This window comes from Vibrio sp. YT-19(2023), from assembly GCF_033337395.1.
Window position 1 is genome coordinate 1 of record NZ_JAWOQN010001252.1, and the last position, 501, is coordinate 501.

Annotated in this window: 1 protein-coding gene; it reads right to left on the reverse strand. The window is 44.9% G+C overall.

Annotation, left to right across the window (positions count from 1 at the left end; genetic code table 11):
- Positions 1 to 501, reverse strand: a 501-nt coding sequence (locus R7E78_RS31110) for an ATP-binding protein (protein ID WP_318059272.1), incomplete at both ends; no start/stop codon positions are given.

The following is a 501-nucleotide window of genomic DNA, read 5'->3' on the forward strand; positions in this document are numbered from 1 at the left end:
ACGGTGCAATGTTAATGTGGCTTTTAAGCCACCCATTTTGCTCTTTTCCAAAGCCAATTGGCCTCGATAGCTGTGAGCCATTTCACTCACAATATTTAAACCGAGCCCAGAACCTGGCGTTGTTTCGTCTAATCTGACACCACGTTTGATGACTTGGCCTAATTGCGCTTGAGGGATTCCAGGCCCATCGTCTTCGATAATCAGGTGAATACTATCCTTATCCTGAGTAGAGTGGACGCGAATCATGCTATTTGCCCATTTATAGCCATTTTCAAGCAAGTTACCGATCATTTCGTCGAGGTCGGTTTTTTCGACTGCAACATTCAACTCAGAATCAAGCTCATTAATTAAGGTGATGTCTCGCTCGGCATAGACTTTATCGAACGCCATTGAGATAGCATCTACTCGCTCTGCTGGATTGGCTTTGACAGAAAGGATGTTCATGGAACCCGCCATTCGAGCGCGACCTAAATGATAGTCGATGTGATCTTGAATCTGGTT